Source organism: Pseudomonas sp. H9, assembly GCF_004353925.1.
Classification (GTDB): domain Bacteria; phylum Pseudomonadota; class Gammaproteobacteria; order Pseudomonadales; family Pseudomonadaceae; genus Aquipseudomonas.
Genome location: NZ_SMOK01000019.1, coordinates 47,403 through 68,314 on the forward strand (window position 1 = coordinate 47,403; position 20,912 = coordinate 68,314).

19 protein-coding genes are annotated in these 20,912 nt (G+C 59.5%); 9 read left to right on the forward strand and 10 right to left on the reverse strand.

Annotated elements, in window-relative coordinates:
* Positions 1-28: 28 nt before the first annotated feature.
* Positions 29-889 carry a shikimate dehydrogenase gene (locus E1573_RS15555; protein WP_133215223.1) on the reverse strand — a complete coding sequence of 287 codons (861 nt, stop codon included), beginning with the start codon at positions 887-889 and terminating at the stop codon, positions 29-31.
* 159 nt (positions 890-1,048) lie between these two features.
* Between E1573_RS15555 and E1573_RS15560 the strand changes: the two genes are divergently transcribed.
* Entirely contained in the window at positions 1,049-2,221 is a 1,173-nt protein-coding gene (locus tag E1573_RS15560; protein WP_133215225.1) for an alkaline phosphatase family protein, read from the forward strand.
* Positions 2,222-2,289: 68 nt separating this feature from the next.
* Here the strand turns inward: E1573_RS15560 and trmA are convergent, their stop codons facing one another.
* From trmA to E1573_RS15575, 3 genes are all read right to left on the reverse strand, one after another.
* Positions 2,290-3,375, reverse strand: coding sequence for a tRNA (uridine(54)-C5)-methyltransferase TrmA (gene trmA / locus E1573_RS15565; RefSeq protein ID WP_133215227.1), 1,086 nt, complete (start codon positions 3,373-3,375; stop codon positions 2,290-2,292).
* Positions 3,372-4,667 carry an NCS2 family permease gene (locus E1573_RS15570; protein WP_133215229.1) on the reverse strand — a complete coding sequence of 432 codons (1,296 nt, stop codon included), beginning with the start codon at positions 4,665-4,667 and terminating at the stop codon, positions 3,372-3,374. Before E1573_RS15570 ends, trmA begins: the two co-directional genes overlap by 4 nt.
* Positions 4,668-4,893: 226 nt before the next feature.
* The gene (locus E1573_RS15575) at positions 4,894-6,114 is read right to left on the reverse strand and encodes an MFS transporter (RefSeq protein WP_133215231.1); all 1,221 of its coding nucleotides are present in this window, start codon (positions 6,112-6,114) and stop codon (positions 4,894-4,896) included.
* Positions 6,115-6,469: 355 nt separating this feature from the next.
* On the opposite strand from E1573_RS15575, the gene E1573_RS15580 reads away from it, so the two are divergent.
* The 3 genes from E1573_RS15580 to E1573_RS15590 are packed head-to-tail and all read left to right on the forward strand — an operon-like array spanning position 6,470 to position 9,088.
* Positions 6,470-7,909 (forward strand): cytochrome ubiquinol oxidase subunit I, encoded by a 1,440-nt coding sequence (locus E1573_RS15580; protein ID WP_133215233.1) that lies wholly within the window; start codon positions 6,470-6,472, stop codon positions 7,907-7,909.
* 3 nt (positions 7,910-7,912) lie between these two features.
* Positions 7,913-8,920, forward strand: coding sequence for a cytochrome d ubiquinol oxidase subunit II (gene cydB, locus E1573_RS15585; protein ID WP_133215234.1), 1,008 nt, complete (start codon positions 7,913-7,915; stop codon positions 8,918-8,920).
* 12 nt (positions 8,921-8,932) lie between these two features.
* Complete coding sequence (locus E1573_RS15590; protein ID WP_133215235.1) at positions 8,933-9,088, forward strand: DUF2474 domain-containing protein; 156 nt, start codon at positions 8,933-8,935, stop codon at positions 9,086-9,088.
* Between the two features lie 300 nt (positions 9,089-9,388).
* Here E1573_RS15590 and E1573_RS15595 read toward each other — a convergent pair whose 3' ends face one another.
* Positions 9,389-10,513, reverse strand: a complete 1,125-nt coding sequence (locus tag E1573_RS15595) for a methyltransferase (protein ID WP_133215237.1) — start codon at positions 10,511-10,513, stop codon at positions 9,389-9,391.
* Positions 10,514-10,600: 87 nt separating this feature from the next.
* The gene (locus tag E1573_RS15600; protein WP_133215239.1) at positions 10,601-11,302 is read right to left on the reverse strand and encodes an autoinducer binding domain-containing protein; all 702 of its coding nucleotides are present in this window, start codon (positions 11,300-11,302) and stop codon (positions 10,601-10,603) included.
* Positions 11,303-11,533: 231 nt separating this feature from the next.
* On the opposite strand from E1573_RS15600, the gene E1573_RS15605 reads away from it, so the two are divergent.
* Positions 11,534-12,310, forward strand: coding sequence for a ferredoxin--NADP reductase (locus tag E1573_RS15605; protein ID WP_133215241.1), 777 nt, complete (start codon positions 11,534-11,536; stop codon positions 12,308-12,310).
* A 53-nt stretch (positions 12,311-12,363) separates the two neighbouring features.
* Here E1573_RS15605 and mscL read toward each other — a convergent pair whose 3' ends face one another.
* The gene (mscL, locus tag E1573_RS15610; RefSeq protein WP_133215243.1) at positions 12,364-12,777 is read right to left on the reverse strand and encodes a large-conductance mechanosensitive channel protein MscL; all 414 of its coding nucleotides are present in this window, start codon (positions 12,775-12,777) and stop codon (positions 12,364-12,366) included.
* 174 nt (positions 12,778-12,951) lie between these two features.
* Here mscL and radA point away from each other — a divergent pair, with 174 nt between their 5' ends.
* Positions 12,952-14,319 carry a DNA repair protein RadA gene (gene radA, locus E1573_RS15615; RefSeq protein ID WP_133215245.1) on the forward strand — a complete coding sequence of 456 codons (1,368 nt, stop codon included), beginning with the start codon at positions 12,952-12,954 and terminating at the stop codon, positions 14,317-14,319.
* Between the two features lie 89 nt (positions 14,320-14,408).
* Here the strand turns inward: radA and E1573_RS15620 are convergent, their stop codons facing one another.
* Both E1573_RS15620 and E1573_RS15625 read right to left on the reverse strand, forming a co-directional pair.
* On the reverse strand, positions 14,409-15,929 hold the full coding sequence (locus tag E1573_RS15620) for a nucleobase:cation symporter-2 family protein (RefSeq protein WP_133215247.1): 1,521 nt from the start codon (positions 15,927-15,929) through the stop codon (positions 14,409-14,411).
* 264 nt (positions 15,930-16,193) lie between these two features.
* The gene (locus E1573_RS15625) at positions 16,194-16,559 is read right to left on the reverse strand and encodes a PilZ domain-containing protein (protein ID WP_133215249.1); all 366 of its coding nucleotides are present in this window, start codon (positions 16,557-16,559) and stop codon (positions 16,194-16,196) included.
* Between the two features lie 182 nt (positions 16,560-16,741).
* Between E1573_RS15625 and E1573_RS15630 the strand changes: the two genes are divergently transcribed.
* The 3 genes from E1573_RS15630 to yjiA all read left to right on the forward strand — a co-directional run bounded on the left by E1573_RS15630 (position 16,742) and on the right by yjiA (position 20,094).
* Positions 16,742-18,808 carry a carbon starvation CstA family protein gene (locus E1573_RS15630; RefSeq protein WP_133215251.1) on the forward strand — a complete coding sequence of 689 codons (2,067 nt, stop codon included), beginning with the start codon at positions 16,742-16,744 and terminating at the stop codon, positions 18,806-18,808.
* An 18-nt stretch (positions 18,809-18,826) separates the two neighbouring features.
* Positions 18,827-19,024 (forward strand): YbdD/YjiX family protein, encoded by a 198-nt coding sequence (locus tag E1573_RS15635; RefSeq protein WP_008094130.1) that lies wholly within the window; start codon positions 18,827-18,829, stop codon positions 19,022-19,024.
* Between the two features lie 98 nt (positions 19,025-19,122).
* Positions 19,123-20,094 carry a GTPase gene (gene yjiA / locus E1573_RS15640; protein WP_133215253.1) on the forward strand — a complete coding sequence of 324 codons (972 nt, stop codon included), beginning with the start codon at positions 19,123-19,125 and terminating at the stop codon, positions 20,092-20,094.
* Positions 20,095-20,157: 63 nt separating this feature from the next.
* Here yjiA and E1573_RS15645 read toward each other — a convergent pair whose 3' ends face one another.
* Positions 20,158-20,763 carry a hypothetical protein gene (locus E1573_RS15645; protein WP_133215255.1) on the reverse strand — a complete coding sequence of 202 codons (606 nt, stop codon included), beginning with the start codon at positions 20,761-20,763 and terminating at the stop codon, positions 20,158-20,160.
* Positions 20,764-20,912 lie beyond the last annotated feature (149 nt).

The following is a 20,912-nucleotide window of genomic DNA, read 5'->3' on the forward strand; positions in this document are numbered from 1 at the left end:
TAGGAGCGGGCTTGCCCCGCGATGCTACTCAACTCCCCATTTGATGGAAATGCTCAAGCATCCGTGAAGCATCCGCCTCCCGCCCGCTGAACAGCTCAAACGCTTTCACCGCCTGAAACACCGCCATGTTCGAGCCATCCAGGGTACGGCAACCCAGCGCGCGGGCTTCGCGCAGCAACTCGGTTTCCAGTGGAAAATAGACGATCTCCGCCACCCACAAACCGGCTCGCAGTAGCGCCTTGGGCACCGGCATCCCCGGCAGTTTGGCCATGCCCATCGGTGTGCTGTTGACCAGACCGTCGGCTTTGGCCATGGCGCTTTCCAGGTCATGGCCGACACGAGCCCGACCGCCGTCGAAGTGAGCATTGAGGTTATCCACAAGCGCTTGGGCGCGGGCCGTCTCGACATCGAAGATGCTCAAGTTCTCAACCCCTTCTGCCAGCAGTGCATGGGCGACTGCCGCACCGGCGCCACCGGCCCCCATCTGTACTACCTGACGGCGTGGCACATCGCTCAGCCCCCGGCGAAAGCCTTCGGCAAAACCCAGGCAGTCGGTGTTGTGGCCGATGCGCTTGCCATCCTTGAGCACCACCGTGTTGACGGCACCAATGCCTCGCGCTTCGGCGGACAGTTCATCGAGCAGCGGCAAGATCACTTGCTTGCACGGGAAGGTAATGTTCAACCCCGTGAAACCCATCGACTCGGCAGCCGTAAGCAACTGCTCAAGGGCGCTGCTGTCGAGTTTCAACTGATCCAGATCGATCAGCCGATACAAGTACGTCAGGCCCTGGGCATGGCCTTCGTGCTCATGCAGCGCTGGGGTTCGCGAGGCCTGGATACCTGCACCGATCAGGCCGGCGAGGATGCCTGTAGGGTGAGCCGGATTCATGGGGAAACTCCACTATTGTTCTTGGGAAGACACGTGCATTGAAAATGTACCGAATGGTTAATTAGGTCAATCGGTGGCCCCCGCGATCAATGCTTTTGTGTGCGTTGATCGCACAGCCTGTGCTAAACCTGTTGCTTGCACCTGACCACGGAGGGAGACATGGCAATGCCGTTTAACAATCAGCAGTTGATGGGGGAAACCTGGCCGGGCCTGGCCAACCTGACCCAATCGATCTTCGCCAGCTTGGGGGGCCGGGGCTTTCGCAACAGTTTCCACCTCGATCGCTCGCAGGCGACCTGCTTGCTGCTGATTGATGGCCTGGGATGGAATCTATTGCAGGCCCATGCCCGGCATGCGCCGTTTCTCGCTTCATTGATGCAGCCTGACGCGTGTTTTCGCGTGGGCTTTCCGGCGACCACCGCCTGCAGTCTGGCTTCGGTGACATCGGGGCTGGGTAGCGGTGCTCATGGCATTGTCGGTTGCAGTTTTGCCCTGGATGAACAGACCGAGCTGTCGCCACTGTCCTGGACCACTGAAGCGCTGCACGCCGAAGTGCAGGCAGGTGCTGCCCCCGAACCTGGCGCGTTTATCGTGCCACCTGATGCCTGGAGCCTGGCCAGCGCACAGGGGATTGCCGTCAGCACGGTCATGCTTGGGCGTTATGCCAATTCAGCGTTCAGTCAGGCGATCTACAAAGCAGGGCAGATACTTCCAGCGCCGGCGTATGACGCCTACCCGGCGCTGGTCAACGCAGCCTTGGCGGGTGGCGGGCCTGCTTTCTGCTTTGCCTATTTCGGCGATCTGGATTTTGCCGGGCACTTGTTCGGCCCTGGCTCTGAAGGCTGGATCAAACAGCTGGAAATCGCGGATCAGTTGGCTCGGGCGATTGCCGACAAACTGCCAGAGTCTGTGCAACTGATGGTGATCGCCGACCATGGCATGCTGGCGCTGGACAGCGCTCAGGTCCATGACTTTGACCTCGACCCGGTTTTGCAGGAGGGCGTACGGGCCATTGCCGGTGATATTCGTGCGCGCCATCTGTATGTGCCTGCACAGCAAGACCGCGTGCACGAGCGCTGGCAAAACCGTTTAGGTGATGAATACCGGGTGCTGTCCAAAGCCCAGGCGATTGCCAAGGGGCTGTTTGGTGATGTGATGCTGAGTCAGGCCGAAGCGCGGATCGGTGACCTGATTGTGGTACCGACCGGGGAGGGGGGAATTATTCGCAGCCAGGTGGAGAAGCATGCCAGCCAGTGGCGTGGGCACCATGGCGCATTGACCGATGCCGATCAGTTGGTGCCGCTGCTGATGTGCAGAGGATCGCGGGTGTAGCCCCCTCCCACAGGGAGAATGTTCCTGCTGTGGGAGCGGGCTTGCCCCGCGAAAGAGGTAACACCCACTCAGCGCCGAACCAACAGCACTCCACTTTCCATGTGATGGGTATACGGAAACTGGTCAAACAACGCGCAACGCTCGATGCGGTGCGTGTCGTGCAACTGGGCAATGTTTGCCGCCAGTGTTTCCGGGTTGCAGGAGATGTACAGGATGTTGTCGAAGCGCCGGGTCAACTCGCAGGTGTCCGGGTCCATGCCGGCACGTGGCGGATCGACAAACACGCTACCGAACTCATAGCTCTTCAGGTCAATACCTTCCAGGCGACGGAACGGACGTACTTCATTCAGCGCTTCCGTCAGCTCTTCGGCCGACAAACGTACCAGTCGCACGTTGTCCACAGCGTTGTCGTCCAGGTTGTGCAGGGCGGCGTTGACCGAGGTCTTGCTGATCTCCGTGGCCAGTACCTTACGTACTCGGGTAGCCAGGGGCAGGGTGAAGTTACCGTTACCGCAGTACAGCTCCAGCAGATCGTCCTGGCGCTCGCCAAGGGCTTCATAGGCCCAATTGAGCATCTTCTGGTTCACCGCGCCGTTAGGTTGGGTGAAGGCGCCTTCCGGTTGGCGGTAGCGGAAGGTGCGTCCGGCGATCTGCAGTTCCTCAACCGCATAATCGCGGCCGATCACCACACGTTTGCCTTTGGAGCGGCCAATGATGCTCACGCCCAGGTCCTGAGCCAGTTGCTGCGCTGCCGCTTCCCAATGCTCGTCGAGTGGACGGTGGTAGCACAGGGTGATCATCGCATCACCTGCCAGGGTGGTGAGGAACTCCACCTGGAACAGCTTGAAACTCAGCGCCGAGCTGGCTTGCCAGGCAGCTTTGAGCTGCGGCATCAGTTCGTTGATGCGCAGGCTGGCAATTGGGAAGTCTTCGATCAGAATCGGGGTGTGCTTCTCACCGGGAGCGAACATCGCATAGAAGCGCTGCTCGTTCTCACGCCACAGGCGGAACTCGGCGCGCAGGCGATAGTGCTCGCGCGGTGAATCGAACACCGCAGGCTCCGGGGCATCGAAAGGCGCCAGCAGCTCGCGCAGGCGCTCGACCTTGGCGTCGAGCTGCTGGGTGTAGGTCGAAGGGTCGAAAACAGCACTCATGCGTTGAACCAGCCCAGCTTGATAACGAACAGCACCGAGAGGATCACCAGCGCGGCGTTCAGGTCGCGGCCACGGCCGGAGATCAGCTTGATCGCGGTCCAGGTAATGAAGCCGAAGGCGATGCCGTTGGCGATCGAATAGGTCAATGGCATGGCCAGGGCAGTCACCACCACAGGCGCCGCTTCGGTGATGTCGTCCCAGTTTATTTCAGCCAGGCCCGAGGCCATCAACACGGCGACGAACAACAGCGCCGGTGCGGTGGCGAAGGCTGGCACGCTACCGGCCAGCGGTGCGAAGAACAGTGCCAGCAGGAACAGAATGGCGACCACGATGGCGGTCAGGCCGGTGCGCCCGCCCGCACTCACCCCGGCAGCCGATTCGATGTAGCTGGTGGTGGTCGACGTGCCCAGCAGGGAGCCGGCCATGGCAGCGGTACTGTCGGCAATCAGGGCGCGGCCCATTTTTGGCATATGGCCGTCTTTGCGCATCAGGCCGGCACGTTTGGCCACACCGATCAGGGTGCCGGAGTTGTCGAACAGGTCAACGAACAGGAAGGCAAAGATTACGCTGACCAAGCCGACATCCAGTGCCCCGCGGATGTCCAGTTGCAGGAAGGTCGGCGCCAGCGAAGGTGGCATCGAGACAACGCCGTTGAATGGGGTGAAGCCCAACCCAATCGAGGCAACGGTCACCGCCAGAATGCCGATCAATACGGCACCACGCACTTTCAACGCTTCCAGGGCGACAATCAGGAAGAAGCCCAGGGTGGCGAGGATCGGTGCTGGTTGCTTGAGGTCACCCAGGCCCACCAGGGTTGCAGAGTTATCGACGACGATGCCGGCGTTATGCAGGGCGATCAGCGCCAGAAACAGACCGATACCGGCGGCGATGGCCGAGCGCAGTGGCAGCGGGATGCTGTTGACGATCCACTCACGGATACGAAAGATCGACAGCAGGAAGAAGCACACCGCCGAGATGAATACCGCTCCCAACGCTACTTGCCAGGTGTGGCCCATGTGCAGGACTACGGTGTAGGTGAAGAATGCGTTCAGGCCCATGCCTGGTGCCAGGGCGATCGGGTAGTTGGCGATCAGGCCCATGGTGGTCGAGCCGATAGCAGCTGCCAGACAGGTGGCAACGAACAGCGCGCCTTTGTCCATGCCGGTCTCGCCGAGAATGCTCGGGTTGACGAACAGAATGTAGGCCATGGCCAGGAAGGTGGTCACGCCCGCGAGAATTTCGGTGCGGACATTGGTGTTGTGCGCTTTTAGTTGAAACAGCCTTTCCAGCATGCCTGCTCCCAGTGGCGCGCCCCGGCGCCGTGAATGTATCGACCCCATCAGCAAAGCACAGACCGTACCGGACAGCGTGTGGAATGTGATCGAGTCGGAAAAAAGCCGCGCATCATACCAGCAAGCTTGCGGTTGCACGATCACGGTAGGAGCGGGCTTGCCCCGCGATTGAGTAATGGCAGTCACAACGCATCGCGGGGCAAGCCCGCTCCTACAGACAGCCGCTTCAGCGGCTGTGCAGGTGGTCGCGGTTTGCCAAGCTCGGAAACAGCTTGATCCACACTCCGGTCACCACCAGCGTACCGACGCCACCGAGCACCACCGCCGGCACAGTGCCGAACCAATGCGCGGTCAGCCCCGACTCGAACTCGCCCAGTTGGTTCGAGGCGCCGATGAACAAGCCATTCACTGCACTGACCCGGCCACGCATTTCATCCGGCGTTTCCAGCTGCACGAAGGCACCACGAATCACCATGCTGATCATGTCGGCAGCGCCGAGCACAGCCAGCACTGCCAGGGAAAACCAGAACGAGGTGGAAAGGCCGAAGGCGATGGTGGCCACGCCGAAAATACCGACAGCGGTGAACATCACCCGGCCCACATTGCGCTCAACGGGAAAGCGCGCCAGCCACAGCGACATCAACAGCGCACCTACCGCCGGTGCCGAACGCAGCAGCCCCAGTCCCCAAGGGCCGGTGAGCAGGATGTCTTTGGCAAATACCGGCAGCAGCGCGGTGGCCCCACCCAACAGCACCGCGAACAGGTCGAGCGAGATCGCCCCGAGGATGTCCGGGCGGCTGCGGATAAAACGTATGCCGGCCAGCAGCGATTCCAGGCTGGCGCGACCGTTTCGCGGCGCTTGTGGCTTTACAGTGAGGCTCAAGGTCAACAGGCAGGCAGTCACGTACAGCGCAACGGTCGGGCCGTACACCCACACACTGCCGAACGCATAAAGAAAGCCACCCACTGCCGGTGCAACGATGGTGGCGGCTTGCATGGCCGACGCCGAGGCCGCCACGGCACGCGGGAACAACGCCGATGGTACAACGTTAGGCAGTAGCGCCTGGGTGGCGGGCATTTCGAAGGAACGGGTGCTGCCGAGCAGAAAAGCGAGGATGAAGATCATCTCGCGGCTGACATTGCCGGTGCTGCTGGCGATCACCAGCGCCAGGGCGATCAGTGCCTGGGCACTCTGGCAGAGCGCGGCGACACGACGCCGGTCGTAGCGGTCGGCAACATGCCCGGTATGCAGCATGAACAACACCCGTGGGGCGAACTCCACCAGGCCGACCAGGCCCAGATCGAGGACATTGCCGGTCAGTTGATACAGGTGCCAGCCGATGGCAACGGTGAGCATCTGGAATCCGCTGGCGGTACAGACGCGCGCCAGCCAGAAAGCGAGAAAAGGACGGTGGTGGCGCAAAAGCAGGGGCGGATGGTCTGACATCAGCAGTGCAGAGCCTTGGCGAGGAAACAGCGGTGCAGATTACCACTTGTTTGTAACAACAGGTTGCGGAGTGTCCGGGTGACGCGTACGCATGCACCATTCTGGGGCGCAAAAAAACAGCGTAACTGATCTGCGGCAATCAACCACACAACCTCGCAGGCCTTTCAGGACTATCCTTTTCTGGCAGCCGTTGATCTGGATCAATAGTTTCATTTGCAACGGTTGGGCCTCAGGGCCGAATTCCCTGCGTTGTGAAGTTTTAGAACAACTCCAACTAGCCGCACTGAACTACCGTGGGGGCAGTTGGCGCCAAGGTGCATCGCCTGACGCCGGATTACCTGACAGAGGAAGCACTATGTTCGGATTAGAGGCTCTAGATCTCGCCCGAATCCAGTTTGCATTTACCGTGTCCTTTCACATCCTGTTTCCAGCCATCACCATTGGCCTGGCAAGTTACCTGGCTGTGCTTGAGGGGTTGTGGCTCAAAACCAACAACAGCGTCTACCGTGACCTTTACCATTTCTGGTCGAAAATCTTTGCCGTCAACTTCGGCATGGGTGTGGTCTCCGGTTTGGTCATGGCGTATCAGTTCGGTACCAACTGGAGCAAGTTCTCCGATTTTGCCGGTTCCATCACCGGACCGCTGCTCACTTATGAAGTACTGACGGCCTTCTTCCTTGAAGCCGGTTTCCTCGGCGTCATGCTGTTTGGCTGGAACCGCGTAGGCCGTGGCCTGCACTTCTTCGCGACCGTCATGGTGGCCATCGGTACGATCATTTCGACCTTCTGGATTCTCGCTTCCAACAGCTGGATGCAGACTCCGCAAGGCTACGAGATCGTCAATGGCGTGGTGGTTCCGGTGGACTGGTTCGCGGTGATTTTCAACCCGTCGTTCCCGTACCGTCTGCTGCACATGGCCACTGCCGCATTCGTTGCCACAGCGTTCTTCGTTGGCGCATCGGCGGCCTGGCATTTGCTGCGTGGGCGTGACAACCCGGCGATTCGTAAAATGCTCTCGATGGCCATGTGGATGGCCCTGATCGTGGCGCCAATCCAGGCGGTGATCGGTGACTTCCACGGCTTGAACACCCTCAAGCACCAACCGGTGAAAATCGCGGCGATTGAAGGCCACTGGGAGAATGTCGGTGACGAGCCGACCCCTCTGATCCTGTTCGGCATTCCCGACATGGAAGCCGAGACCACCCGTTACAAACTGGAAATTCCGGCCCTGGGCAGCTTGATCCTGACGCACAGCTTGGACAAGCAAGTTCCGGCGATGAAGGAGTTCCCGAAGGAAGACCGGCCTAACTCCACCGTAGTGTTCTGGTCGTTCCGGATCATGGTCGGCCTGGGCATGCTGATGATCCTGGTCGGCTTGTGGAGCGTATGGCTGCGTATGCGCGACAAGCTCTACAGCTCCCGTCCTTTCCTTTACCTGACCTTGTGGATGGGGCCGTCTGGCTTGATCGCAATCCTCGCTGGCTGGTTCACCACCGAAGTCGGGCGTCAGCCCTGGGTGGTGTATGGCGTGATGCGTACTGCCGATGGTGTTTCCAATCACAGCTACACCCAATTGGGCGTGACGCTGGTGATGTTCGTAGTGGTTTATTTCGCTCTGTTCGGTGCGGGCCTGGGCTACATGATGCGCTTGGTGCGCAAAGGGCCGAAAACCGGCGAGGGTAAAGAAACCATCAAGGGTGGGCCTGGCCAGCACCGTACGCCAGCGCGACCGCTGTCTGCTGCTGACGACGATCATGACGATGGCGAACACACCAGCCTGAGCAAGGGGAACTGAGTCATGGGTATTGATCTTCCACTGATCTGGGCCGTGATCATTATCTTCGGCATCATGATGTACGTGGTCATGGATGGTTTCGACCTGGGGATCGGCATTCTTTTCCCCTTCGTCAAAGGCGAGCAAGACCGCGACGTGATGATGAACACCGTCGCGCCGGTCTGGGACGGTAACGAAACCTGGTTGGTGCTGGGCGGCGCGGCGCTGTTTGGTGCCTTCCCGCTGGCCTATGCCGTGGTGCTTTCGGCACTGTACCTGCCATTGATGTTGATGCTGGTCGGTTTGATCTTCCGTGGTGTAGCGTTCGAGTTCCGCTTCAAGGCCACGGCTGAAAAGCGCCACCTCTGGGACAAGGCGTTCATTGGCGGGTCGCTGGCGGCCACCTTCTTCCAGGGTGTAGCACTGGGGGCCTTCATCGAAGGCTTCAAAGTGGTCGACCGTAGCTACGCTGGTGGCGCCTTCGACTGGCTGACCCCGTTCAGCCTGTTCTGTGGGCTCGGGCTGATCGTGGCCTACGCCTTGCTCGGCTGCACCTGGCTGATCATGAAGACCGAAGGCAAGCTGCAACTGCAGATGCATGACCTGGCCCGTCCACTGGCCCTGGTGCTACTGGCAGTGACCGGTATCGTCAGCATCTGGACGCCGCTGGCGCATCCGGAAATCGCCACGCGCTGGTTCACCCTGCCGAACCTGTTCTGGTTCCTGCCGGTGCCGATCCTGGTGCTGGTGACCCTGTACGGTTTGTTGCGGGCGGTGGCACGCAATGCGCACTACACCCCGTTCCTGCTGACCCTGGCGCTGATTTTCCTGGGCTACAGTGGCCTTGGCATCAGCTTGTGGCCGAACATCATCCCACCATCGATCTCGATCTGGGACGCTGCCGCGCCGCCGCAAAGCATGGGCTTCATGCTGGTTGGGGCATTGTTCATCATTCCATTCATCCTGGGTTACACCTTCTGGAGCTACTACGTGTTCCGCGGCAAGGTGACCCACGAGGATGGCTATCACTAGGAGGGCCTGGCGATGACCGGCAAACACACCTTCGATGAAGAGAAAAAGCCACTGTGGCAGCGACTCGGCTGGCTGGCCCTGATCTGGGTTTGCAGCGTCGCGGCACTGGGGGTTGCGGCCTGGCTGATGCGCATGTTCATGGCGGCAGCCGGCTTGAGTACCCCCTGATACATCATTCCCACCTCCCGCCTTACAGCGGATTGACCCTTCGCAACGACAGTTGCGAAGGGTTTTTTTTGGTTCTTCACGGAGTGTCGAGGGCGATGGGTGCCGTGGGCTAATCTCGGTAGGAGCGGGCTTGCCCCGCGAAGCGATCTAGCATGCAAAGCCCAGTCGCGGGGCAAGCCCGCTCCTACTGGTAGAGCCCGATGCAGGAGCCTGCGGGCCGCACCGAACGGATTAGCCCTCCGCTCTCAAAACCAAAGCCAACGCTTCCCCCGCTGAACCTTTTTTTCCTTGGGCTACCGCTCACTTACGCGCTTTGAGCACCACAAACTTCGGCGTTGCAGCCACCTGCTCAACCCCCCGGAACAGCCGCGCCAGCTTGCTGTGATAACCCAGATGACGGTTACCGACGATATATAGCGCTCCACCAACCACCAGCGCCTCGCGGGCCTGTTGGAACATGCGCCAGGCGAGAAAGTCGCCAACCACTTGTTGTTGATGGAAGGGGGGATTGCACAGCACCACGTCAAGCGACTGTGCCGGCTGCCCTGCCAGACCATCGTCGGCCCGCACGCAGACTTCACGGTCGCCCAGCGCCGCCCGCCAATTCTCCAGCGCCGATTGGGTCGCCATGTACGACTCATCGACCAGGGTGTAGTGCGCTTGCGGATTCTTCAGTGCGCTGACTATGGCCAACACACCGTTACCGCAACCAAGGTCGGCAACCCGAGCGCTGCCCAGGTTAGCGGGCAAGTGCGGCAGGAAGGCGCGGGTACCAATGTCCAGGCCTTCGCGGCAGAACACGTTGGCATGGTTGAGCAACTCCAGGCGTGGTGTGTCCAGTTGGTAGCGGCTGGGGTAGGGGGAGGTGAATGTGTTCTTGTTTTGTGCGGTGGCAATCAGCAGACGGGCTTTTTTCCGTGCAAGCGATGCCTGGACCGGGCCAATGTATTTTTCCAGCAGATCACCGGCGGCGCGCGGCAGGTGCTTGATCATTGCTCCGGCTATCACTTGGGCGCCGGGGGCGAGATGGCCTTGCAGGCGAATCAGTTGTTCTTCGAGCAAGGCCAGGGTCTTGGGCACGCGCACCAGCACACGGTCAAACGGACCTTGCCAGTGGCTGCTGGCAGGAATGAACGGTAGCGCATCAAAGGCCTGACCATTACGCACCAGGTTTTTTTCCAGTGCCAGGCGGGCCAGGTGCGAGTCGCCGCTGCTGCTGACCTGTACATGGCCGCTCAAGCTGATGGCCAGGGCTCCAAAGCTGTCGTTGAGCACCAGGACACGGGCGGCGGAAGCTGGCGACTGTTCAGCCAAGTGTTCAAGCAGGTACTCGTCGGCAGCATCGAACGCTTGCAGGGGGTCGTTGGCTTGCTCGGGCTGGCGGCGCAGGTCGAGTTCGGCAAAAGGGCTGGTCAACAAGGGCATGGCTTAAGGCTCTGGGGCAGGGGCACGCGGCACCATTAGCCACGCATTACAAAGGGTGGATTCTACAGGGCTTTGAGTGGCAGGGGGTTAATCTAGAAGGCCGTACTTGGCGGCAATTGCAATGGCACCGGCTTTGTTGCTGCAGTCGAGTTTGGTTATGACGCTGCGAATGTGAAAGTTCACTGTGCTTTGCGACAAGGTGAGAATGCAGGAAATGTCGGCTGCGGTCTTGCCGGCGGCGGACCATTTCAGCACTTCGGTTTCACGGGCAGAGAGTCGCTTGGAAGGAGGGGGCGGCTGTCGGTTGAGTATCAGCGTGTGTAACAGATTACACAGCCACATGACTTGTCCAGCGGCTTTGTGAAACTCACGGGTTTCGATGGCGTTGTGACTGCGCGCCACGCTCAGGATGCTTTCGTTGTGACGCAGGTCGTGAGCTGATTGACTCCAGCCATAACGAAGCCCGTTGCGTTGAGCATGCTCCCAGAACTCGGGCGTCTCTCGGAAAACCTCATCCTGCCAGAGAAGGGGCAGCATTGATTCCCGGCAATGGGCGACGGTCGGGTCGATGCTCAGGTAATTACAGCGCTGATAATGCTCATTCCAGGCAGCGGGGTAGTTGTTGTACGTCTTGAGCTGGCCATTCTGCGCCGTTGCGGGAGTGCGTAAGGTGTAGGAAAAATATTCCATGCCCAATTGTGTAGCCAGGGAGGCCACTATCTCGAACATCCGTTGTTCATCCGTTTCGCAGCTTAATTGTTGCAGCTGCTCCTGATTCCAATCGCGCATGGCGTTTCACCTCCCTGTGACGTGTATCCGGGCTCCAACATGCTGCAAGGCAGTGTAGAAAATACCCGAGCACTTTGCTGAGTTTTTTGGTAACAAGCCGCGGCCTCTGATCCCAAATTGCTCTTTGACAGGTTGGTGCGCTTGAACTTGTGGTGATGCCACTACAATCCGGCGGTGTTTATCCTGACGCGTTTAGGCGACACTGGGCGCATCTGTTCTTTGGAGTAAGCCATGACTGCCAGCGCTGAAAAGTTCACCCGCCAGACGTTACTCGACGTCCAGCCGCTGACCCCCAGCCTGTTCAGCTTGCGTGTCACGCGTGACCCGGGCTTTCGTTTCCGCTCCGGCCAGTTTGCGCGCCTGGGTGTCACCAAGGCCGATGGCAGTGTGGTCTGGCGCGCTTACTCAATGGTGTCGGCGCCGCATGACGAACACCTGGATTTTTTCTCGATTGTGGTGCCAGGCGGGGAGTTCACCAGTGAGCTGAGCCGACTGAAGGAAGGCGACAGCTTGTTGATTGATCGTCAGGCCTTCGGTTTTCTGACCCTGGATCGCTTTGCCGACGGGCGGGACCTGTGGTTGTTGGCCACGGGCACCGGCATCGCGCCGTTCGTCTCGATTTTGCAGGATTTTGAAGCCTGGCAGCGTTTCGAGTCGATCAAGCTGGTGTATTCGGTACGGGAAGCCAGAGAACTGGCCTACCTGGACTTGATTGCTGGTCTTGAGCAACGTGAGTACCTGGCTGAATTCGCCGGCAAGCTTCAGTTCATCCCCGTGGTGACGCGTGAGCATTATCCGGGGGCGCTCAATGAGCGCATTACCACCCTGATCGAAAACGGTGAGCTTGAGCGCGCCGCAGGTTTGGCGCTGACACCGGAGCACTCGCGGGTGATGCTCTGTGGTAACCCGCAGATGATTGACGACACGCGCCAAGTGCTCAAGCAACGCGGGCTGAACCTGAGCTTGACTCGCCGCCCAGGGCAGGTGGCAGTGGAAAATTACTGGTAAGTCGGTAGTGCAGTAAAAAAACGGCGCCTTCTAGCGCCGTTTTTGCTATGGATTCAGGGCTGCCGATTTTGCGCCTTGAGCAAATCGCGAATCTCGGTGAGCAGGACTTCTTCTTTGGTTGGCGCAGGTGGCGCTTCAGGCGCCGCTGCCTCTTCGCGCTTGAGGCGGTTGATGACCTTGACGCCCATGAAAATCGCGAAGGCGACAATCACGAAGTCCAGTACGGTCTGGATGAACTTGCCGTAGGCCAGGACCACCGCCGGTATTTCACCTTCAGCCGCCTTGAGGGTGATCGCCAAGTCACTGAAGTCCACACCACCGATCAGCAGGCCGATAGGCGGCATGATCACGTCGCCTACAAAGGATGAAACGATTTTGCCAAAGGCGGCGCCGATGATGATACCGACGGCCATGTCGACCACATTCCCTTTGACCGCGAAGGCCTTGAATTCACTGAGCACGCCCATGGTTTATTCCTTGTAACAGATGAGTTTGGTCAAACCAGTGTAATTCAGCTACGCGCTTCATGCTCTGCGCTGCTGCTTTAGCCTGCAGTTATATCGAATAGTTTTGTGGTTTTCAGTGGCGGCCGTTGCCATCGAGGTCGGCTATCATGCTCACTTTTTCCGAGGACCGTCCCTATGGCCAAGGCCAAGCGCATGTACGGCTGCACTGAGTGCGGCGCGACCTTTCCGAAATGGGCCGGGCAGTGCGGCGAATGCGGGGCCTGGAACACCTTGGTCGAAACCGTGCTGGAGAGCGGAGGCGCTGCGCCGCCCAGTGGACGCACCGGCTGGGCCGGCCAGCAGGCTCAGATCAAGACCCTGGCCGAAGTCAGTGTCGAAGAAATTCCACGCTTCACCACTGCCAGCGCCGAACTGGACAGGGTGTTGGGTGGCGGCCTGGTCGACGGCTCGGTGGTGCTGATTGGCGGTGACCCTGGCATCGGCAAATCGACCATTCTGTTGCAGACCTTGTGCGCTATCGCCACGCGCATGCCCGCACTGTATGTCACCGGCGAAGAGTCCCAGCAGCAGGTAGCGATGCGCGCACGCCGCTTGGGTTTGCCCCAGGATCAATTGCGGGTGATGACCGAAACCTGCATCGAGGCAATCATCGCCACTGCGCGAGTGGAGAAACCCAAGGTCATGGTGATCGATTCGATCCAGACCATCTTCACCGAGCAATTGCAGTCGGCACCCGGCGGCGTATCCCAGGTGCGTGAAAGTGCTGCATTGCTGGTGCGTTATGCCAAGCAGAGCGGCACGGCAATCTTCCTCGTTGGCCACGTGACCAAAGAAGGCGCGCTGGCAGGCCCGCGGGTACTGGAGCACATGGTCGATACTGTTTTGTATTTCGAAGGCGAGTCAGATGGCCGCTTGCGACTGCTGCGCGCGGTGAAAAACCGTTTCGGTGCGGTCAACGAGTTAGGTGTCTTCGGCATGACCGACCGGGGTCTGAAAGAAGTTTCCAACCCTTCGGCGATCTTCCTGACGCGTGCGCAGGAAGAGGTACCCGGCAGTGTGGTGATGGCCACCTGGGAAGGCACCCGCCCCATGCTGGTCGAGGTGCAGGCGTTGGTTGACGACAGCCACTTGTCCAATCCACGCCGGGTGACCCTGGGCCTGGATCAGAACCGCCTGGCCATGCTCCTGGCTGTGCTGCATCGCCACGGCGGCATTCCGACTCACGATCAGGACGTGTTCCTCAACGTTGTGGGCGGGGTCAAGGTGCTGGAGACCGCGTCTGATCTGGCGCTGATGGCAGCGATCATGTCCAGCTTGCGCAACCGCCCGCTGGACAACGGCCTGTTGGTGTTCGGTGAGGTTGGGCTGTCGGGCGAGGTGCGCCCGGTACCCAGTGGTCAGGAGCGCCTGAAAGAGGCGGCCAAGCATGGTTTCAAACGCGCCATCGTGCCCAAAGGCAATGCCCCCAAGGAAGCACCGGCAGGGCTTCAGATAATTGCCGTAACGCGCCTGGAACAAGCCCTGGATGCACTGTTCGAATAATTCTTGCCCTGAAATAAAAAGGGCCGGTGCATACACGCCGGCCCGTTCTTATCGCTTGTAGCTTTTAGCTTGTAGCTTGTGACTACCGCTCAATGCTCCGAGACAGCGGCGCGTCGTGTCGGCGGTTCTCCGTGTTCACCTTCGCCCATCACCGGAACTTCCTTGCCTTCGGCGTTGAACAGCTTGCCATCTTCGAAGTAATCGCCGTCACGCAGGGCGGAGATATCCGAGTAGTGAATGGTGCGTTCGTAGGCGGCAGCGAAGACCGATTGCTGATCCGAGTTGCCAGCGGTGAAATGGTTGAACACCAGGTTCAGGACAATCGCCATAATCGCTGCCGAGCTGATGCCGGAGTGGAAGATGGTCTCGAACCAGTTAGGGAACTGCGCGTAGAAGTTAGGTGCGGCGATCGGGATCATGCCAAAGCCCAGCGAAGCAGCGACGATGATCAGGTTGACGTTGTTCTTGTAGCTGACCTTGGACAGGGTACGGATACCGCTGGCGGCCACGGTGCCGAACAGCACAATACCAGCGCCACCGAGTACCGAAGTTGGAACGGCGGCAATGACGCGACCCATGATCGGCAGCAGGCCGAGTACCACCAGAATCACACCACCGGTTGCCACCACGTAACGGCTCTTGACCCCGGTCACGGCTACCAGGCCGACGTTCTGGGCAAAGGCGCTCTGGGTGAAGGAACCGAAGATCGGCGCCAGGATGCTGGACGCCATGTCGGCGCGCAGGCCGTTGCCCAGACGCTTGGAGTCGACTTTGGTGTCGATGATCTCACCCACGGCGAGGATGTCTGCCGAGGTTTCTACCAGGGTCACCATGATCACGATGCACATCGACAAGATGGCAGCGATGTGGAAGGTCGGCATGCCGAAGTGGAAAGGGGTCGGCATAGCAATCAGCGGGCCGTCGAGGACTTTGCTGAAGTCAGCCATGCCCAGCGACCAGGCGATCAGGGTGCCGATGACCATGGCCAGCAGAATCGACAGACGTGAGATGGCAGCGCTGCCCAGTTTGCTCAGCAGCAGCACGATCGCGAAGGTCAGTGCGGCCAGACCAATGTTGGCCATGCTGCCGAAGTCAGGCGCTTTGCTGTTACCGCCCATCACCCAGCGTGCCGCAACTGGCATCAGGGTCAGGCCGATGGTGGTGATGACGATGCCCGTGACCAGCGGCGGGAAGAACTTGGTGATCCGCGAGAACACCGGTGTGATCAGAAAGCCGATCAGCGATGCGGCCATGACCGCGCCCAATACGCCGGGCAAACCACCACCGCCTTCACTGCTGAGGATCGCGCCCATGGTCGCGACACCGGCAAACGAGACCCCTTGCACCAGCGGCAGCTGGCAGCCAAACCACGGCAGGCCGAGAGTTTGAAGCAGGGTTGCCAAACCACCGGCAAACAACGAAGCAGCAATCAACAGGCCAATGTCCGCCGACGTCAGGCCGGCTGCCTGGCCGAGAATCAGCGGCACGGCGACGATACCGCCGTACATGGTCAGAACATGTTGCAGGCCGTACGCCAGGTTTGCACCTAGGCCCAGGTTCTCGTCTTCAGGACGTGACGCTGAAGACGTGCTAGAGGAGGACGTATTCATGGGGCGGGGTCTCTGTTTTATTGTTGTGGCGCTACTGTAGACAAGTCCTACATCTGAACGCCAGAACAATTGTATACAATTTTTTGATCGTCGTAGGAACAGTCCTACTAAGGTCTTGGGGCAAGGGTTGGATGCAGTTTCTGTTCCATCAGGCGAACGCAAGTACCACAGGGCCTCTTGCAGGCACTGTGGTCTTGTGGGGGAAAGCTGTCTGACTGGACAGGAAAGAAAGCGAGGGCCGAGTAGTTAGGAAGCTAAGAGTTCCTAAACTTCGATCAGTTCGTGGAACTCACGCTCCAGTTCGGTGCGATCCGCCAGGTTCAGCTCTATAAGGCGGCACAAATGTTCAAGCGAGTGCAGATCAATGTGCTGGCAGATAAACCCAAGCTGCTGCTCATCCACATGCCGCAATTGCACCTGCATTTGCACTTCGGCATCCGTGTTCAGGTGAATCACCGCATCGAACAACTGCTCAGGATCGGCATCCCAGGGTTCGGGGGATTCGATCAATATGCCTTTCAGGGAGATGTCCAGCAGGTTGACTGGCCAGCGCTGTTCGCCCTGCACCAGTTCGGTGGGGGCATCGAAGGGAACACGTTTGAAGCGTCGACGTTCAGGATGGTCGCTCATGATCGGGCACTCCGGGGTTCTACCTGACTATAGCTCAGCACTTGCCAAGGCTCTCACAAGGGCGCATAACGAACGTTGTTCAACCCGCGTTGAAGGCTCTAGACCAACGTGGGGGGTGGTCTTTCCTGTCAGTATCGCTAGACTCGGAAGGCTGTCTTTTATCCACTAGCTGGAAGCAAACCATGAACAACAATAATAGCCTGCTACGCCACATTCCGTGGCTGGCGCTGGCAGTCATAGGAGCCTGTGCGCTGGGTGTGGTCGCCCTGCGTCGTGGCGAGGCCATCAACGCCTTGTGGATCGTCGTCGCTTCGGTGGCCATCTACCTGGTCGCCTACCGCTACTACAGCCTGTTTATCGCCACCAAGGTGATGCAGCTGGACCCACGCCGGGCTACCCCGGCGGTGCTTAACAACGATGGTCTGGACTACGTGCCAACCAACAAACACATCCTTTTCGGTCACCACTTCGCGGCAATTGCCGGTGCAGGCCCGTTGGTGGGTCCGGTTCTGGCCGCGCAGATGGGCTACCTGCCCGGTACGCTCTGGCTGATCGCCGGTGTGGTGCTGGCCGGTGCTGTACAGGACTTCATGGTCCTGTTCATGTCCACCCGCCGCAACGGTCGCTCGCTGGGTGACATGGTGCGCGAGGAAATGGGGCGAATCCCGGGCACCATTGCCTTGTTCGGCTGCTTCCTGATCATGATCATCATCCTTGCGGTGCTGGCGCTGATCGTGGTCAAGGCCCTGGCCGAGTCCCCATGGGGCATGTTCACGGTCATGGCGACCATCCCGATCGCGATGTTCATGGGCGTGTACATGCGCTACATCCGTCCGGGCCGCATTGGTGAAATTTCGATCATCGGTGTGGTGCTGTTGCTGCTGTCGATCTGGCTGGGTGGTGTGGTTGCTGCCGACCCGGTCTGGGGCCCGGCATTCACCTTCACCGGTGTGCAGATCACCTGGATGCTGGTGGGTTACGGTTTTGTCGCTGCGGTTCTGCCGGTGTGGCTGGTGCTGGCACCGCGAGACTACCTGTCGACCTTCCTCAAGATCGGTACCATCGTTGGTCTGGCCATCGGTATCCTGATCATCGCTCCCGAGCTGAAAATGCCGGCCCTGACCCAGTTCACCGACGGTACTGGCCCGGTCTGGAAAGGCACCCTGTTCCCATTCCTGTTCATCACCATCGCCTGTGGCGCAGTGTCGGGCTTCCACGCGCTGATCTCTTCGGGCACCACGCCTAAGCTGCTGGATAACGAAACCAACGCCCGCTACATCGGCTACGGCGGCATGCTGATGGAGTCGTTCGTAGCGATCATGGCAATGGTTGCCGCTTCGGTGATCGAGCCGGGTGTCTACTTCGCCATGAACAGCCCGGCGGCAGTGGTCGGCGCTGACGTTGTGTCGGTCGCGCAAACAGTCAGCAGCTGGGGCTTTACCATCACCCCGGATGCACTCGAAGCGGTCGCCAGAGACATCGGCGAGCACACCATTCTGGCCCGTGCCGGTGGTGCGCCGACCCTGGCAGTAGGTATCGCGCAGATCCTGCACCAGGTGCTGCCGGGTGAAAACACCATGGCCTTCTGGTACCACTTTGCGATTCTGTTCGAGGCGCTGTTCATTCTGACAGCAGTAGACGCCGGTACCCGTGCTGGACGTTTCATGCTTCAGGACTTGCTCGGTAGCTTCATCCCAGCGCTTAAACGTACTGAAAACTGGGGTGCCAACCTGCTTGCCACTGGCGGTTGTGTGGCGCTTTGGGGTTACCTGCTGTACCAAGGTGTAATCGACCCACTGGGTGGTATCAACACCTTGTGGCCGCTGTTCGGCATCTCCAACCAGATGCTTGCCGGTATCGCGCTGATGCTCGGCACCGTGGTTCTGATCAAGATGAAGCGCCAGCGCTACATGTGGGTGACCTTGCTGCCTGCCGTGTGGCTGCTGATCTGCACCACTACCGCTGGCTTCATCAAACTGTTCGATCCGAACCCGGCGGTCGGCTTCCTGGCCCTGGCTAACAAGTACAGCGTGGCGCTCGACGCCGGTCAGGTACTGGCACCGGCCAAGGACATCGGCCAGATGCAGCACGTGATCTTCAACGCCTACACCAACGCGGGTCTGACGATCCTGTTCCTGGTCGTGGTCTTCAGCATTCTGTTCTTCGCCCTCAAGGTCGGTTTTGGCGCCCTGGGTAAAAAAGAGCGGACTGACAAAGAGTCCCCGTTCCAGGCACTGCCTGATGCGTAACCCAAGAGGAATGCAGTGATGTTCAACGATCTCGGTCGACTGGGTAAGTACCTGGGGCAGGCAGCCCGCCTGATGGTCGGCATGCCCGACTACGACAACTACGTCGAGCATATGCAGACCAAGCATCCGGACAAACCGGTAATGAGCTACGAGGCGTTCTTCCGTGAACGCCAAGAAGCGCGATACGGCGGCAAGTCTGGGCCGAAGTGCTGTTGATCCTGAGGGAGCCCGGCTAGCCGGGCTCCTGTAGGAGCGGGCTAGCCCCGCGATCCCCCGCAAGCCCCCCATTTCAAACCCTGCCGAGGAAACTTCGTTTGCACTCACCTATTCCCGTAACAGTGCTGAGCGGCTTTCTCGGTGCTGGCAAGACCACCTTGCTCAAGCACATCCTCAAGGCCGAACACGGCCTGAAGATCGCTGTGATCGAGAACGAATTCAGTGACGCCGGTATCGACAGTCAATTGCTGGGCGATGAACCGGTACAGGTCATGACCCTGGCCAACGGCTGTGTGTGCTGCAGCATTCACACCGATCTGACCAAAGCCCTGTTCCTGCTGTTGGAGCGCCTGGATGCCGGTGAGATTGCCTTCGATCGTCTGGCGATCGAATGCACCGGTCTCGCCGATCCGTCGCCAGTAGCACAAACCTTTTTCATCGATGAAGAGCTACGCGAGCGCTACCTGCTCGACGGCATCATCACCCTGGTCGATGCCGCGCATGCCGAGCAGCATTTGACGCAGGCCATTGCCCAGGCCCAGATCGGCTTTGCCGACCGCTTGCTGGTGAGCAAGACCGACCTGGTAGATGCGGCCACTTTCGACGCCTTGAGCGAGCGCCTGGGGCGGATCAACCGCCGCGCGCCGATCCGGGTGGTCGAGCACGGTCGCATTGACCTGGCCGAGCTGTTGGATGTGCGTGGTTTCAACCTCAATGCCGACCTTGGCGGTGGCCTTAGTCTGCGTCCTGTCAGCCAGGCCGTCACACCAGATCGTATCTCCAGCCTGGTGCTGCGTACTGAAACGCCGCTGGATATCGACCGGCTCAGCGACTTCATGAACCAGTTGCTTGAAGACCATGGCAAACAACTGCTGCGCTACAAGGGCGTGCTGAACATAGCTGGCGAGGATCGGCGCCTGGTGTTTCAGGGTGTATTGAAACTGTATGGCTTTGACTGGGACACCGAATGGGCCGAAGGCGAGGCGCGCGAGAGCGTGATGGTATTCATTGCCGACGAATTGCCCGAAGCAAAGATTCGCGAGGGCTTTGAGGCGTTGACTCAGTCTTGAGGGGCACATCGCAGGACAGATCGTCATGCCCCGCGATGTATGAACATGCCGTTAAGCTGAACGTCAGCTGGCACTGAGCCAGTCAACCTCGCGTTCAAGGATATTCAATCGCAAATCACACGCAACCCCTGGGACATCCACGGCCAGGAAGCCGCCAACGCCAATGCCGATACCGTGCATGCCGAGGCTACCGGCGGTTTCCTTGTGCACCAAGTTGACGGCGGCCGATTCGCTCGCCAGGTTGGAGAGGTCAATGGCCTGGCCGGTTTGCGCGCAGCGCAACGCCCATAGTATGGGGTCCGCTTGTTTGATCGGGCACGCTTCAGTCACGCCTTGATTGGTAGTAAACACACCGTACTTCAGGTATTTGCCGCTGCGCACATAAAGTCGATAGTGCCCCTCGTGATGTCGGAAGTAGAGCTCTGTCGGTGGGATGTCAGCTATCAAGTTGAAGTCTATCAGACCGAGATTTCGATCTTCTTCCCAGGCCTCGTTCGGGCCGATCAAAATGCCCAGGGCGTGTGAGGCATCCAGAACTGATGGTCGCGAGGGATCGGGTCTATGGTGCGCCACGTTAACCGGGCGGTCGGTGGCTTCATTGAGAATTATCACTGGATGACCATTCGCCAGAAGGGTTGCAGTGAATGAGAGGGACTTATCGCTTGGCATGCTGGTTATCTCCAGATCAAATGTTAGGCCCGCAAGCGCTGGATAGCGCCTGGTTGGAAACGGCGAATGCCGACCTCGGCACTCATCGACGCCTTCGCTGTTGACAGCAAAGGCTGGAGGCAAAGTAAAGGAGCTGATCTGGAGGGCGC